The 13,834-nt window shown below is 42.3% G+C and carries 17 protein-coding genes and 1 pseudogene; 6 read left to right on the top strand and 12 right to left on the bottom strand.

All coding sequences use genetic code 11. The annotated features are described in order from the left end of the window. Positions 1-5: 5 nt before the first annotated feature. Together speE and P6N53_RS07035 are read right to left on the bottom strand one after the other, a co-directional pair. Positions 6-839, bottom strand: a complete 834-nt coding sequence (gene speE / locus P6N53_RS07040) for a polyamine aminopropyltransferase (protein WP_304542098.1) — start codon at positions 837-839, stop codon at positions 6-8. A 20-nt stretch (positions 840-859) separates the two neighbouring features. Further along, positions 860-1,318 (bottom strand): pyruvoyl-dependent arginine decarboxylase, encoded by a 459-nt coding sequence (locus P6N53_RS07035; protein ID WP_304542097.1) that lies wholly within the window; start codon positions 1,316-1,318, stop codon positions 860-862. Between the two features lie 287 nt (positions 1,319-1,605). Between P6N53_RS07035 and P6N53_RS07030 the strand changes: the two genes are divergently transcribed. Further along, positions 1,606-2,076 carry a hypothetical protein gene (locus tag P6N53_RS07030; RefSeq protein WP_304542096.1) on the top strand — a complete coding sequence of 157 codons (471 nt, stop codon included), beginning with the start codon at positions 1,606-1,608 and terminating at the stop codon, positions 2,074-2,076. A gap of 13 nt (positions 2,077-2,089) precedes the next feature. Here the strand turns inward: P6N53_RS07030 and P6N53_RS07025 are convergent. Continuing rightward, positions 2,090-2,967: pseudogene (locus P6N53_RS07025) on the bottom strand (TIM barrel protein). A gap of 97 nt (positions 2,968-3,064) precedes the next feature. Here P6N53_RS07025 and P6N53_RS07020 point away from each other — a divergent pair. The 3 genes from P6N53_RS07020 (at position 3,065) to P6N53_RS07010 (ending at position 5,826) form a co-directional block, all read left to right on the top strand. After that, positions 3,065-4,645, top strand: a complete 1,581-nt coding sequence (locus P6N53_RS07020) for an ABC transporter substrate-binding protein (protein WP_304542095.1) — start codon at positions 3,065-3,067, stop codon at positions 4,643-4,645. Positions 4,646-4,779: 134 nt separating this feature from the next. Further along, positions 4,780-5,421, top strand: a complete 642-nt coding sequence (locus P6N53_RS07015) for a hypothetical protein (protein ID WP_304542094.1) — start codon at positions 4,780-4,782, stop codon at positions 5,419-5,421. Positions 5,422-5,586: 165 nt separating this feature from the next. Continuing rightward, the gene (locus P6N53_RS07010) at positions 5,587-5,826 is read left to right on the top strand and encodes a hypothetical protein (RefSeq protein ID WP_304542093.1); all 240 of its coding nucleotides are present in this window, start codon (positions 5,587-5,589) and stop codon (positions 5,824-5,826) included. A 42-nt stretch (positions 5,827-5,868) separates the two neighbouring features. Here P6N53_RS07010 and P6N53_RS07005 read toward each other — a convergent pair whose 3' ends face one another. Then, a complete protein-coding gene (locus P6N53_RS07005) occupies positions 5,869-6,960 on the bottom strand; it encodes a coiled-coil domain-containing protein (protein WP_304542092.1) in 1,092 nt (363 codons plus the stop codon). Between the two features lie 237 nt (positions 6,961-7,197). Here P6N53_RS07005 and P6N53_RS07000 point away from each other — a divergent pair, with 237 nt between their 5' ends. Then, positions 7,198-7,491, top strand: coding sequence for a hypothetical protein (locus tag P6N53_RS07000; RefSeq protein WP_304542091.1), 294 nt, complete (start codon positions 7,198-7,200; stop codon positions 7,489-7,491). Positions 7,492-7,618: 127 nt separating this feature from the next. Here P6N53_RS07000 and P6N53_RS06995 read toward each other — a convergent pair whose 3' ends face one another. The 8 genes from P6N53_RS06995 to P6N53_RS06960 all read right to left on the bottom strand — a co-directional run bounded on the left by P6N53_RS06995 (position 7,619) and on the right by P6N53_RS06960 (position 13,211). Next, entirely contained in the window at positions 7,619-7,909 is a 291-nt protein-coding gene (locus tag P6N53_RS06995; RefSeq protein ID WP_304542090.1) for a hypothetical protein, read from the bottom strand. Positions 7,910-8,003: 94 nt separating this feature from the next. Beyond that, complete coding sequence (locus P6N53_RS06990; protein WP_304542089.1) at positions 8,004-8,951, bottom strand: hypothetical protein; 948 nt, start codon at positions 8,949-8,951, stop codon at positions 8,004-8,006. Between the two features lie 61 nt (positions 8,952-9,012). After that, positions 9,013-10,065 (bottom strand): type 2 isopentenyl-diphosphate Delta-isomerase, encoded by a 1,053-nt coding sequence (gene fni / locus P6N53_RS06985; RefSeq protein WP_304542088.1) that lies wholly within the window; start codon positions 10,063-10,065, stop codon positions 9,013-9,015. A gap of 118 nt (positions 10,066-10,183) precedes the next feature. Continuing rightward, positions 10,184-12,004, bottom strand: a complete 1,821-nt coding sequence (gene typA, locus P6N53_RS06980) for a translational GTPase TypA (RefSeq protein WP_304542087.1) — start codon at positions 12,002-12,004, stop codon at positions 10,184-10,186. 160 nt (positions 12,005-12,164) lie between these two features. After that, positions 12,165-12,341 (bottom strand): hypothetical protein, encoded by a 177-nt coding sequence (locus tag P6N53_RS06975; protein ID WP_304542086.1) that lies wholly within the window; start codon positions 12,339-12,341, stop codon positions 12,165-12,167. Between the two features lie 94 nt (positions 12,342-12,435). Then, entirely contained in the window at positions 12,436-12,783 is a 348-nt protein-coding gene (locus P6N53_RS06970) for a hypothetical protein (RefSeq protein ID WP_304542085.1), read from the bottom strand. Positions 12,784-12,810: 27 nt separating this feature from the next. After that, the gene (locus tag P6N53_RS06965; RefSeq protein WP_304542084.1) at positions 12,811-13,020 is read right to left on the bottom strand and encodes a hypothetical protein; all 210 of its coding nucleotides are present in this window, start codon (positions 13,018-13,020) and stop codon (positions 12,811-12,813) included. Beyond that, positions 13,017-13,211 carry a cap-binding protein gene (locus P6N53_RS06960; protein ID WP_304542083.1) on the bottom strand — a complete coding sequence of 65 codons (195 nt, stop codon included), beginning with the start codon at positions 13,209-13,211 and terminating at the stop codon, positions 13,017-13,019. The genes P6N53_RS06965 and P6N53_RS06960 overlap by 4 nt, the downstream gene beginning before the upstream one ends. A gap of 129 nt (positions 13,212-13,340) precedes the next feature. Here P6N53_RS06960 and P6N53_RS06955 point away from each other — a divergent pair, with 129 nt between their 5' ends. Next, positions 13,341-13,682 carry a phage holin family protein gene (locus P6N53_RS06955; protein ID WP_304542082.1) on the top strand — a complete coding sequence of 114 codons (342 nt, stop codon included), beginning with the start codon at positions 13,341-13,343 and terminating at the stop codon, positions 13,680-13,682. The last annotated feature ends 152 nt before the right edge of the window (positions 13,683-13,834 follow it).

Below are 13,834 nucleotides of genomic sequence, written 5' to 3'. Positions count from 1 at the left end.
CTCCCCTATTTGGAGATTAGTTCACGGACAAAGTTTGGCAAAACAAAGGCTGCCTTATGTATTTCGGGGTTATAATACCGGGTTTTGTAACCAGCCCAGTTACTGAAGTCCACTGCCTCGGGATCATGTTTCTTTGATCCCATAGTAAAGCTCCAGCATCCGCCAGGATAGGTAGGTATAAAGGCCAAGTATAGCTTGGTAATTGGGTAATTAGCCCGAATATCCTTTTGTACCTTTGGAATTAATTCTTCATTATAATAGGGTGACTCTGTTTGGGCCACGAATATGCCATCTTCCTTAAGGGCTTCATGGCAGCTTTTATAGAAATCCCCTTCAAAAAGACCCACAGCGGGACCAATGGGATCGGTAGAATCAACTAAAATAATATCAAATTCATTCTTATGGTCCTGCACATATTTGATGCCATCTTTATAGTGAACTTCCACCTTGGGGTCTTTTAGGCCACAAGCTATCTCAGGCAAATACTCAATTGAAGTTTCCACTACTCTGCGGTCTATCTCCACCAATACTGCCTTTTCTACACTGGGATGCTTGATGATTTCCCTAATGGCCCCGCCATCACCGCCACCGATAACAAGTACTTTTTTAGGGTTAGGATGTGTGTTCAGGGCAACGTGGCTGATCATTTCATGGTACACAAACTCATCCTTGATATTGGTCATGATAATGTTATCTAATAGGAGCATCCGTCCACAAAGGGGGGTTTCCACAATAGCCAAATGCTGGTATTCAGTCTGTTCAGAATGCAGGGTCTTGCTAACCTCTACACTTAATGCCAGTCCGGGAACAATATTTCTTTCGGTATACCATAATTCCACTTTTCAAAACCTCCTAGTTCTTAATACCAAAGGGGTACTGCTGCCAGTGCACAGCCTATTTTTTCCACTCTATGCTCAACGGCGGCAATTTTTATGTCTATTAGTTCCATACCTCTGGTTTCAAAGGCTTCTTTAACCATGTTTTCTATGTTCTTTTCTGCTTCCGCTTTACTGCATTTACCGGAGAACTCCATTATTACACCAAAGGTGTCGGCAGAAATCCCTACACCTACAGCGGCTGAAATTAACTCCCCTGGTTCATCACTCATAATGTAGCCATATGCGGTGGGAACCAGAGAACCGGGAGGTAGTACCAGTTCCGGATCATTTTCCGTACCTGGCGGAAGAATACTTGATACCCTAATAAGGTTTACATTACCAATGCGAGCCTTCAATAATGCATTGTCAAATGCCGTTAACTTGCTTCTGCCTTCAGAAGCAGCCGCTGTAACGAAATATTTCTTAGGAGTGGGTAGCATTCTCAGTTCTCCTCTCTTTTTTATCATATTTTTCGTGTATTTTTGCTAAACACAAAACATATTATACCAAACTACAGACAAAAATAAACTATTTTTTCATCTTTATGAAATATCTTGCCATAATCAAAGGCCAGAATTAAGGATCAAAGTACCAAAAGTCGCACTTTTGGGAAACTGCTTTAATGTGCGACTTCCTGGTACTTTATGAAATTTATATCAGGCATGTTCCCACTGTAAATGGGTAACATAACTTTGTACCTTTAAACAAAATAAAGGAGGTTATGCTCTTGAAAACTGTAACTGGTTTTTTCTCCTCCCGGGATCAGGCCGAAAAAGCTGTGGCCGACTTGCGACATGCCGGTTGGACCAATGATATTTCAATTATTGCTAAGGACGAAAGCAAAGGCCCCCGCACCAGTAATTTCACAGGTGGGGATGGAGTAAGTGACGGCGCGACTGGCGGTGCCGCCATTGGTGGTCTAGCAGGACTTGCTTTAGGTGCTGGAGCCTTAGCCATACCTGGCTTTGGTCCACTGATTGCTGCTGGCCCTATCGCCGCTGCCATATCCGGAGCTGCCACCGGTGGTATTGCCGGAGGATTGATTGATTATGGCATCCCAGAAGCAAAGGGCCGTGAGTATGAAGATCGCATTAAACAAGGAAAAATTATGGTTTCCATTAAGGCTGATGGAGGCAAAATTAACGAGGCCGAAAACAGCTTAAAACAACATGGTGCTGAAAACGTAGAAATGCACTAGGAAATTGAGACTACTAGACGCCCCTGGCGTCTAGTTCTTTTTTTATAGACTCATAGAGCCCCTTAAATGCCAATGCATCCTCAGCCTGGGTCCCCTGGGACTCACAAATTACGGTGGGTTCCATTCCTCTTTCTGCTATTAATTGAGCAAGGGGGGCAAATTCGGGACCGTAGAGATGACTTTCCTTGAGAGTCCAGTGCTTCTTCTCTCCCGCCCGTGTAAATTCCACCGGACTAAAATGCATATGCAATGTCTTTAGGGCTTGGACTCCAATTGCATCAGTTATTTTGTTCAAAATCAAGGCAAAATCTTCGATGCCTTGAAGTCCTCCCTGGGATACTGCATGTAGATGCCCAAAGTCAACACAGGGCACTACCTGTTCTCCAAGCTGACATAGTTCTAAAATTTCTTCTAGAGAGCCAATTTGATTTATTTTACCCATGGTTTCTGCAGCCAATAAAATATCATCCAAGCCTTCAGCCTTAATCTCCTCTAAAACTTCGGCCAAGCAGACCTTGGCCCGTCGAAAGGTCTCTAAACGATTATCTCCCGGACCACCACCCGGGTGAAAAACCACAGTAGTAGCTCCCATCCAACTGGCAGCCCTCAGGGAGTCTAAAATATACCCCTTAGTCTTAAGCCTTTTTTCCGGGTCCTCGGTACTAAGATTTATATAGTAGGGGGCATGAATCGACAGCTTAATGCCATGTTGCCTCGCCCTTTTACCCAGCTCTCCGGCCATTTCTTCCTTTATGCGTACTCCCCGGCTGCATTGATACTCATAGGCATTTAGCCCTTGTCCAGCAACCAAGCAGGCATATCCAATGAACTCTTGAAACCGGCTCCATAAAAGGAATCTGGTGCTCCAGCTGATCCAAAATATATTGTCAAAAAAATCACTCCTCTATTTTTCCAATTGTTGGGAGGTAATTTGTCTAATTGGAAGAATTATACATTATGAGTTATATTTGTCAACGGGGGTGCGATAATGCGCGGTAAGCTTTATCAGATACTTTTTTTAATCATTTTTCTTAGTTTTTTCTCCCTTGCCCTTAGATATTACGGAGTAAATACCCACGTGGTGTCTGAACAAATAACCCTACCAGAGGAATATGATATCACCTATGTCACAGAGGAAACAATTAAAACCCTGGATCCTGCAGAGGCAAATAATTTATCCGAGGCCAAGGCTTTGGTTAATATCTTTGAGGGCTTGGTACGTTTTAAGCCCAATTCCACAGAGGTAGAGCCATGTTTAGCCATTAGCTGGGAAGTGTCTCCCGATGGTCTAAGCTGGACTTTCACCCTGCGTCAGGGGGTTCTTTTTCACGATAATACTCCCTTCAATGCAGAAGCCGTTAAATTTAGTGTTGAGAGACAGCTCCAGCCTCTCAAAAGGGACAATATGACTTACGGTAGCTTTACCTTTGGAGTGGTAAAAGCAGTCGATGTAATTGATGACTATACAGTAAAATTTACCCTTAATTCACCCTACGCACCCTTTTTGAGAAATCTGGCAATGCCCTGGGCTGCTCCTATTGTCAGTCCTACTTCTGTTAGCAAGCAGGGTGATAATTTTTATAAAAATCCTGCGGGTACCGGTGCATATTCCCTTGGGGGCTGGAATAGAGAAAACCCCGTCCTTATTGCAAACCAAAGTTATTGGGGAAAACGGCCAAAAATAAATTCTATTTTATTTGCGCACGGCACAGTTAATGAGAGGATAAACTCTGTTAACTCAGGCCTTGCAGATATAGCAGATATACCGGCTAAGCAACTAGCCAAGCTCACCAAAGAAAATATGTCTAAACTTAGTCAGCCCTCTGCCTCCCTTGGCTACCTTGGCATGTACAATGACCGTCCCCCCTTTAATAATTCCAGAATCCGAAGGGCCATCTGTGTTGCCATGGACAGAAAGGAAATAGCCCAAGAATTATTTGGTGATAATTCCCTAGCCGCCAACAGTGTCCTACCTCCTTTAATTCTGGGTTATAACAAAGACCTTACTCCCTATTCCGGGGGCGCGCAAAACGCCAAAGAGCTTTTAAGGGCGGCTGGATATCCCAATGGTATCGACATTACTTTGATAAGCTATACTTCACCCAGACCCTACAATCCAATTGGCTCTACCCTGCTGGCCGATATTGTAAAGAGACAATTAGCCAAGGCCGATATAAGGGTAACAATTAAATCCTATCCTTGGCATGAATTTAAAACAGCCCTGAACAATCAACAGGGAGATGCTTTTCTTTTTGGTTGGGTTGGGGATAATATGGACCCTGATAATTTTTTATATACATTGCTTGCATCAGGGGCTACCCCCCAAACAAATCTTACCAAATATAAAAACAGTGAAGTTGACCGACTGATATCTGCTGCCCAAAAGGAACATGATGAAAGCGTAAGAAAAAGATTATACTTTCATGCCCAGCAAATCATTCTCCAGGATACCCCCATGGTATTTTTGAACTATGGTAAGGATACAATAGCCGTGGCTGACTACATAAAAGAAGTTTCTCTCAATCCCTTTGGACTACCTTTATTTAAGGATGCATATATCAAAAAATAGTAAACTAACATGCTAAATGAATAAAAACTAAAAAAGTGTAAGTAATTAAGCTACAAGTGAATATCTTCCTGTTTTTCGAAAAAGAATATTCCTAGGCAAAAAAGCCTAAATAATATTTTCAGGGAGGTAATTCAATGTACCAAAACGTTCAACAGCTTCAATCACGTATTAGCAACCTACGTAGTGAGCTGAGCAGCATCGAACAAATGTGCCGCCAAATGCAGCAATCCGAACAAAATAATCAGCAGCAGCTCCAGCAAATGTCCCAAGTTGAATCCAATGCTAGTCAGCAGCTACAACGCATCAGTCAAACATGCCAGCGCATTAACCAGGAACTAAACCAGCTTACTAGCATGTCATCTCAAATGATGTCTCAAAACCAAGGTTTCCAAGGCAATCAATATGGCTCCAGCCAATATGGCGGTCAATATGGACAAGGTCAGCAGTACGGAACAACCTCCTATGGCCTAGCTGGTCAAAATCAACAAACCGGCCAATTTGGTGGCAATATTAATAGCGTCATCAGTGCTGCCACATCCCACCAAAACCAAGGTACCGGCTTTAATACAAGCCAATTTGGTCAAGGCCAAAACTTCGGACAATTTGGCCAGAATCAATATAACCAGTATACCCAGCGTAGTGGTCAAAACTTCCAAAACCAAAACCTGGGAAGCTATGGTATTAGCTCTGCCCAAGCAAGCTACCTAAGTCAATTTGGCAATCAACAAACCCAACCCTACCAGAATAATTTCAGCACTACCCAGTTTGGTCAATAATATAAATTTTTTCAAGAAGGACACGCCTAGGCGTGTCCTTCACAGATTGTCTTACTTTTACACAGATACGAACTATTAGACATTTTACACCCCTTAACAGAAGTTATTAATAAGAAGTATAATAATAGCACAAAAACCGGAAAGTCTTTACAGGGGGTGTAAATTTTGGCAAAGGTTCTAAAAGAAGGGACTTCTTACAACCAGCGGGATGTAATAGATGTCCTGGTGGAGTTCTCTGGTTTCAAAGATAGGGTAGAGAAAAAATTCAAAGAGGTTGCCAGGGAGCTGGAGGGTAAACCTAACGAGCATGACCTCTGGGTGAACATTTACCTTATCTCTTGCGATTACGCCGATGATCAATTCACCAAACGCAAGAGCCCCGAGCCTATCCAAAAAATATCTTAATCAAAACCTTAATTAATAAAGCCCTGCCAACGCAGGGTTTTATTATGCCGGTACCAATTCAAAAACCGCCCTCCCTTGATGGACCGTAATGTTTTCTAATTTCCAGCCCATTAACAAATCCACCGGGTAAACTAACCCCTGCCTCCCGCCGATAATCTGTACCAATTCAGGAGAAAGGGCCACCTCTCCTATTGTTACTGTTTTGAGTCTATAACAAACATTTCCACCTTCGACAAATAGCTCACCGGCAATGGTAAACTGCACCTGCTCTTTACTAAAGCCGCTTATTACCAGCATACTATCTGCAAAGCTTACCCTGGTGGCATTTGTTTCCGTCACTGCACCAAAGAGCATCCGGCTAATGGTATTTTGACTATACTCGGCCTGCACCCTTTTCCCGGTAAACTGTAAACGATCGGGGCGATACTTATCCCAGGGGGCATTTCTAAACCTTTCCAAGACAGTTTCAAGGGGCTTTAAGGCTTCAGCCAATCCAGCCACAACCTCCAGCACCCTACCCTGATTTTCCCCCAATTCCTTTCTTACCTGCTCAAGCAGCAGCTCCTTTGAACGGTGTAAAGCCTCATCTTGCTGCATGATTTTAACAACCTCGGCCTCCTGGTGCTGCAAACCATGCTCTAATTCTGATAACTGATTAGTTCTTTCCTTAACCTCATCTATGGCTCCCTGAGCTAGGTTAACATCCTTAATTCCTTGAGAGATTAACAAAGCAATCAGAGCAACTCTATTGATAAAATCACCTAAATCAACTGCGCCAAGTAGCATAATAAGATAATTTGTACGCCCCTCAACATAAAAATGCTTTAACCAGAGCTTCAATCTATCCATACACATATCTAAATTTTTTTCCGACTCACTAAGCTGCTGCTGCACATTGGGAATTTCAGCTCTAATTTGATTAAGATTAGACTGAACCTTAGCCAACTCTTTTTGGTTGTGCTCCATCTGCAATTGCACCTGCAGCATTTCTACAACAACTTGTTGCTCCTTTTGTTTCAGCAGGCTGTGTTGTTTTATCGCTTCATTATCTCCGGCATAGGACCATGGAACTAAAGCGCATATCCCTAGATAAAGAGCTACTAGCATAGCGGCGAAAGTTTTTCTTAGGTCCATTAAAAGGCCACCTTTCCTCTGATTACATTCTACGCCACAACCACCCTCCTGACAATTGGCGAAATATAAACAAGAAGTTAAATATAAAGGTAAAAGTTAATCTAAAATATAGCAAACCTAAGCAACACATAAATGCAATAATTTATTTAGATCTGTTCTACAAAAGGCGACAACATTTGTTTGACATTTTTTGTTAGCAAGAGTATAATCATCAAAAAGAAAAAGGAGGTAAATACATTGACCTTTGAAGTATATTACCCTCGGTCAGAAAACTATGTATCTGTTTCTAAAAATCATATAACCCTAAACCGAAATCTTGCAGCAAAGCTAAATGCCGATCACGTTGAACTTGCATATGATAGAGAAGAAAAGGTTATTAGAATCCAGCCCTCTGCGCCAGATAGCGGATTGATCATGAATAAAACTCGTATAGGTGCTAAGGGATTTCTTCAATATTTCGGCATCGAAAATAAAGGCAAATTTCCCGCAACCTTTAGTGAAGATGAAAAAATCATCTTGATCCAGTTGTAATCTAAGTAAAATATCAAAGTAAAATTAAAAGCTAACTCCCAACCATGGTTGGGAGTTAGCTTTTGAAAAACACCACTACACAATGCAAAAACCAGGTGACATCTTCACCTGGCTCTTTTAAATAAGCTTAATGCTCCTGGTCGCAGGTCATTCCCTGTTCAAAGTCTTCCTGTGTCAAATAAAAAACATCTGTAATTGCATATTTACCTAGATTTTTATCTAACTCTTTTTCATAAAGATGTCCGTATACTATTCCTTTAGAGACAGCTTTATCCTGAAAACAAATGGCATAAAGGTCTCCTTGTTTGAGAACTCTGCAAGGAATGTCGTAGGTTTTAGAAATCTTTATTGCTGTGGGAAGTGCCCGCTCAAAATCCTCAGGTTCCATGGTGAATGCAGGGTAAAGATAAGATCGCACTTTAAAAATGCTCCTTTCATTAAGTAGCTTACCATATTTGTATTCAACAGAGTGCGATTTTGACCTTTAAGAAAATGGTGGAATTATTTCCTGCCTAATCACAATGGTCATCGTCATCAAAAGTGCCTTCGAGAAGAACCTCCACAGAGGCTTTACGGTCCATGAGCTGCTCTAACCCGTCACCTTGAAGTTTCCAGCCTTCATCAGGTGTTTCGTTCATTCTCAGTTCTATTCTTTTTTCAACATCCTTGGAGTCATCCCGGTACCTCAGGGTAAGGTAAGTAAGGTAATTGCTGAAATTGCCGCCACTCTGCCGGATTCTCTGAACTTTAATTCTTTCTATTTCTGAATCCAACAGCTTTAGAAAATCCATTTCTTTATTTGAGGGATTATCCAAGGTTTTGATAGCCAAATCTACTGACTGCTGGTCAATTGCTGTAAAAAAGACCTCAATAACTTCCTCCGGTCTCATGGTTGCAACCATTTCCCTAAATTTCCCGGCAGACTTCCATATCATCATTTGATGGGCTAAATTTTCTTTCCCTGACTGGTGAACTTTGCTATCTCGGAAATGAATACAGAAGTGCCCCCGGAAGTCATTCCCCCTGATGGCCCCACTTCCATGGGGCATCCCATTCATGGAGGCAGCTATTCTTCTGTCTCCAACCTCAACAACAACAGCTTTTCGCCGCCAGGTCCACTCCCCATCATAAATGATTTTCATAATTGCTGTGTCCTTTGATGTTAGTGGCTGCACATCAGCGTGATAGGTTCCTCCCCTCCGCTGTACAGCAAAGCTTAAGCCGGTATCAACATCAACGACACGGGCATTTGTATACCTGCGGAACATTTGGTCTACCTCTTCCCACCCAAGATATTCTCCCCTGGCGATTTCGGGCGGCTCACTATGGGGCATTGGCTGGAATTCTCCGGGCCTTAAATTATCCCAAATAACATTAAGAATGGTAACTATGCAGGCAATAACAATCAATAGCTTGAAAACTCGTTTGGGTCTAAAGATAAACACAAGTGATTTTTTCACCGGCCCGTCCCCCAATTTTTCTCTATCACATAATATGGCGAACGGAAATAAATATGCAGACTTAAGTAAAATTTCTGCGGGCTAAGGACTCAACCCTGATGCCTCTCTGGCAAAGCCAATGGTATGTATTACCGGTAATTACTGCTGATACAGAGGTCAAATCCTTAATTGTTTTTGCTCCCAACATCAGCATTATGCGGCGAATATCTGCCTTTAATAACTCAAGGAAGTCATCTAAATGTTTATCGGAACCACTCATAAGTACTTTAAGTAGTGGTCTTGCTATGCCCACCAGGTGGCATCCCAGGCAAAGGGCTTTAACACAATCTAAGGCGTGTTCAATTCCTCCTGAGGCAATTAAATTCGCCTGCCCTTTACATTCCTCTATACCTTCCAAAAGGCTGATGGCTGTTGGTATACCCCAGCTCCACATGGTCATACGACCGGCTCTGTTTTCTTCTATGGCCATGAAGTCAGTTCCACCGGCACCGCCTATATCAATATTCCTTACACCTATATCACAAAGTCTCCTAAAGCTCTCCCTCGACATACCAAAGCCGACTTCCTTAACAATAATCGGTACTGACAGGTGTTTTACTAAAAGCTCTATATTCCCTAAGATACCACGGAATTGCCGATCCCCTTCCCTCATAGCCATCTCCTGGGGCACATTAAGGTGCAGTTGAATTGCATCGGCGTTAATCATCTCTATGGCTGCCCTGGCCTCCAGCTCTGAGCAGTCAGCCCCTAAATTAGCTAATACCACACCCCGTGGGTTTGCTTCCCTGACCACCTTAAAACTGGCACGGGCAGAATGTTCCTCCAGGGCAGCCCGCTGGGAGCCCACCGCAATAGCCACCCCCGCCAGGTTCGCTGCTCTAGCTAAGCTATAGTTTATTCCCTCCAACTGCGGGTGTCCCCCGGTCATGGCATTGATTAATAATGGTACTGATAATTTTTTACCGAGAAACTCACAAGAGGGATCAACCTCCTCCCAGTTCAACTGGGGTAAAGAATTGTGTACCAGACTAACATCCTCAAAGCCTGTAGCTATAGACCGTTTTTTCTGATTAAGGGATAATTCTATATGCTCCAATTTCCTGTTAATGCGCATTTTTAAGCCTCCTGCCATAACCCATTTACCTAACATAGCAGTAAATATAAATAAATCGGGGCGATAATGAGACTAAACTCAAATTCGCCCCGGCTTAAATTACAAACTAATCCATTTACTATGACATATTGGCTATCTTTTTAGCCCTGCTCCGTTCATTCTTATCCAATAGCTTTTTCCTTATCCTGAGACTCTTTGGGGTTACCTCTAATAGTTCATCGTCCGAAAGATACTCAAGGGACTCCTCTAAACTCATTACCCGGGGCTCCTCAAGTTTAACGGTTGCTTCAGCGGTACTGGCCCGGTGGTTTGTTAATTGCTTCTTTTTACAAACGTTAACTTCAATGTCCTGTTCCCGAACATGTTCACCTACAACCATACCTTCATAAACCTTTGTCCCGGGAACAACAAACAGGGTTCCCCTGTCTTGGACTGAATTCAAACCGTATTGTGTAGCCTCGCCAGATTCAAAGGCAATCAGGACCCCCTGATAGCGCCTTTTAATTTCTCCTTTAAAGGGTTCATAACCCAGGAAAGTATGGTTCATTACCGCATGTCCTCTGGTCTCAGTGAGGAGCTGGGATCTAAAGCCTATCAGTCCTCTGGCCGGAACCTTAAACTCAAGTCTGAGCTGTCCAGGCCCATTGGGTCCCATATTGATCATTTCACCCTTACGGTTACCCAAACTTTCCATGACCGGACCCATCTTGTCCTCAGGTATATCAACCAGCAGTAATTCCATAGGCTCCAGCAGTTGGCCCTCATCCCGCCTGAAAATCACTTCCGGCTTGGATACCTGAAGCTCATAGCCTTCCCGACGCATGGTTTCAATCAGGATAGAGAGATGTAATTCACCCCTGCCGGCAACCTTAAAGATTTCTGGTGAATCAGTATCCTGTACCCTCAGACTAACATTCTTTTCGGCCTCTTTATATAATCTGGCCCGAACTTTTCTTGAAGTAATATGATCCCCTTCCTGACCGGCAAAGGGACTGTCATTTACCATGAAAGTCATTTCCAAGGTAGGTTCATCCACGGTAATGGCCGGTAAGGGAATAGGATTATCCTTATCAGCAATTGTTTCACCAATTTTGATATCCTCTAGCCCCGATACTACCACAATCTCACCACATTGTGCCCTTGGCACCTCGACCCGCTCCAAGCCTTCAAAGGTGTACACCCTGCCGATCCGGTGATTTTTAACTGCACCCTCATAGTTTATTACTGCCACCTGTTGACCACTGGATATACTCCCCTGCACTATCCGTCCCACTGCAACCCTGCCAATATATGAGTCATATTCGGTGTTATTAACCAACATCTGCAGTGGTGCCTCAGTTTCCCCCTGGGGGGCAGGAAAATGTTCTAAAATAGTTTCAAATAGCGGCTGCAGATTTTCTCCCGGCACATCAGGATCATTGGTGGCCAGACCCTGACGGGCAATGGTATAAACTACCGGGAAATCTAGCTGCTCATCATTGGCTCCCAGCTCAAAAAACAGTTCATATACCTCATCTACCACTTCACTGATTCTGGCATCAGGTCTGTCAATCTTATTGATAACAACCACCGGAACAAGGTTAAGCTCAAGGGCCTTTCTCAAAACAAATCTAGTTTGAGGCATTGGGCCTTCTGCAGCATCCACTAACAAAAGAACACCGTCCACCATCTTGAGCACCCGCTCAACTTCTCCACCAAAATCCGAGTGTCCAGGGGTATCTACAATATTAATCTTAATGTTTTGATAACGAACCGAGGTGTTTTTAGCCAGAATTGTAATGCCTCGTTCCTTCTCTAGGTCATTAGAATCCATAACCCTTTCCTGAACAACCTGGTTTTGACGGAATATCCCACTCTGTTTAAGCATTCCATCAACAAGGGTTGTTTTACCGTGATCAACGTGGGCAATTATCGCGATATTTCTAATATCATTAGCCATTTATTATTTTCCTCCTAATGGGGCTTACATACAAAATTTTTCCCAACCAGCCTATTATATAACACATTTATTAATTTTTCTTCAGAAAAAAATCAAATTTTTATAACAAAAGCGCTACAGGGGACGGTTCTTTGACTGAGTCAAAGAACCGTCCCCTGTCTTAGAAAGAATTATGATGAGGGTGATACCCTTGCCTACGTTCCCATGGACGGCATATTTCTATGTGTATATTTCCGTCCTTAGTTTCTTCATCATAAAGAAGCCTATACAACCTCTGTCCAATAAAGCTGATTCCCAGGTATGCCGCTCCCAATAAAGGAAAAAGTACCTTTTTCATAAAAAACACACTCCTGAATCACTTTCCCTTTACGGGTTTCGCCATCGAATTCCAAAATCCTTCAATGAAACCAGTATTTTGACAAAAATATTAATTAATTATCTATTTGCACTGCCTTCACACTTTGGAAATCTGATTGTCCTGAGGATTTAATGGCTATTTCATCTGAGGTGGCATCATCCCAGTTCAATCTAACTTCCAACGGGCCGGATAACCCGGCAATATTAACCTTTGCCTGTCTCATCCAGTCATCGTTCAGCCTTACCAGGACCAGTTCCATCTTATTATTTCTAAAGAGCTTAATTCTTGAATCACCGTTTATCTTATAGAATACAGTATACTCTTTAATGTCACCTTTCCAAAGGTCCCCTTGGTCAATTGTAAACTCTAAGCTCCCTTTCTTCTCCATACTCTCATTAATTAACTCTGCAATATCAGACATATATCTACCCCTCCCCAAATCTATTGCTTAGCCGCACTTACCCTTCCTAAATTCCCGAATACTTAGCTGAACGTTGGGGTTATTTAGTATAATCCTATAAATAGAAACGATGTCATAATCATCACCTTTTATGGTTTGCTGGGCATATTCCACTGCTGCCTCTTCGGTATCAAAGGCCGATACCTCATCACATTGCCCGTTAAGTATCTTCACCACAGTATAAACATTTACAATCATTTTGCCTCATCCTCCTCAATAATCTCATATTCGGAACAATCCTTTACATGTTCTTGAAATGATTTAAGGGCCATTTCAAGGCCGTCTGCAAAGCCACTGTTATATTCACTTGAAGACATACCCTGCATATAATGAAGATAAACAATCGTACTTTTTTCCCACTGTTTAAGGCATTCCTGTAAAGAAGCCAATAATCCTGCCTCCTTTCAAAAGCTATAGATTCAAAGTTATTGTTTCTATTTAAAACCCTATTATCCTTCTAATTCTTGCATTGACATAAAAAGCATATACAAATTATTATAATTTTGGAGGTGAGTATAATGTCCTGGCTTCTCAGCCTATTACTTAATAGTGCCGCCCTGCTGGTGGCTGATTATTTTATATCCAGTATCGAAATATCAGGAATAGTCTCCGCCCTTATTGCAGCAGTTGTGTTGGGCTTTGTAAATACCTTTCTTCGCCCGGTCCTACTATTTCTTACCTTCCCCATTACCGTTTTTACCCTAGGCTTTTTCATTTTAGTGGTTAATGCCATTACCTTTGCCTTTGTTTCCTGGTTCGTCCCTGGCTTTAATGTTTATAGTTTTACCGGGGCCTTTATGGGCGCCCTGTTAACCGGCCTGGTAAGTTGGGTTCTAAATTTAATCTTTAACGATCGTTAATTTATTTTTTTATCATTATTATATATGCCCTTAATAAACAAAAAGCCTCTTTTGGAAGTTCATCCTAATACTATATCCACTGTCATAAATTATCTCGTATTTAAAAACCCTCTTTGTCCATAATAAAGGTAGACCCACAAAAAAACTACTAA

The sequence above is a fragment of the Desulforamulus aquiferis genome (assembly GCF_030577015.1).
GTDB classification, from domain to species: Bacteria; Bacillota; Desulfotomaculia; order Desulfotomaculales; family Desulfotomaculaceae; genus Desulfotomaculum; species Desulfotomaculum aquiferis.
Note: the sequence above shows the minus strand (reverse complement) of the source record. Positions and strands in the feature narration are given on the sequence as shown.

Bases quoted from the DNA above. Each gene is read 5' to 3' on its own strand.
- P6N53_RS07005 (WP_304542092.1), bottom strand. From the start codon at position 6,960: ATGGACCTAAGAAAAACTTTCGCCGCTATGCTAGTAGCTCTTTATCTA.
- P6N53_RS06975 (WP_304542086.1), bottom strand. From the start codon at position 12,341: ATGAAAAAGGTACTTTTTCCTTTATTGGGAGCGGCATACCTGGGAATC.
- P6N53_RS07020 (WP_304542095.1), top strand. From the start codon at position 3,065: ATGCGCGGTAAGCTTTATCAGATACTTTTTTTAATCATTTTTCTTAGT.
- fni (WP_304542088.1), bottom strand. From the start codon at position 10,065: ATGCGCATTAACAGGAAATTGGAGCATATAGAATTATCCCTTAATCAG.
- P6N53_RS06955 (WP_304542082.1), top strand. From the start codon at position 13,341: ATGTCCTGGCTTCTCAGCCTATTACTTAATAGTGCCGCCCTGCTGGTG.
- P6N53_RS07035 (WP_304542097.1), bottom strand. From the start codon at position 1,318: ATGCTACCCACTCCTAAGAAATATTTCGTTACAGCGGCTGCTTCTGAA.
- P6N53_RS06970 (WP_304542085.1), bottom strand. From the start codon at position 12,783: ATGTCTGATATTGCAGAGTTAATTAATGAGAGTATGGAGAAGAAAGGG.
- P6N53_RS06965 (WP_304542084.1), bottom strand. From the start codon at position 13,020: ATGATTGTAAATGTTTATACTGTGGTGAAGATACTTAACGGGCAATGT.
- typA (WP_304542087.1), bottom strand. From the start codon at position 12,004: ATGGCTAATGATATTAGAAATATCGCGATAATTGCCCACGTTGATCAC.
- P6N53_RS07015 (WP_304542094.1), top strand. From the start codon at position 4,780: ATGTACCAAAACGTTCAACAGCTTCAATCACGTATTAGCAACCTACGT.